Source organism: Marinomonas sp. TI.3.20 (genome assembly GCF_038155025.1).
In the GTDB taxonomy this organism is placed as follows: domain Bacteria; phylum Pseudomonadota; class Gammaproteobacteria; order Pseudomonadales; family Marinomonadaceae; genus Marinomonas; species Marinomonas flavescens.
Genome location: NZ_JBAKAS010000126.1, coordinates 1 through 255 on the forward strand (window position 1 = coordinate 1; position 255 = coordinate 255).

The following is a 255-nucleotide window of genomic DNA, read 5'->3' on the forward strand; positions in this document are numbered from 1 at the left end:
CCTACGCGCGCTTTACGCCCAGTAATTCCGATTAACGCTTGCACCCTCTGTATTACCGCGGCTGCTGGCACAGAGTTAGCCGGTGCTTCTTCTGGAGTTAACGTCAAAATGATTGAGTATTAATCAACCACCCTTCCTCGCTCCTGAAAGTGCTTTACAACCCTAAGGCCTTCTTCACACACGCGGCATGGCTGGATCAGGCTTGCGCCCATTGTCCAATATTCCCCACTGCTGCCTCCCGTAGGAGTCTGGGCC

At 53.7% G+C, this 255-nt stretch carries 1 rRNA gene; it reads right to left on the bottom strand.

Features of this window, described 5'->3' with window-relative positions:
- Positions 1-255, bottom strand: a 16S ribosomal RNA gene (locus V6259_RS20160); the annotation flags it as partial.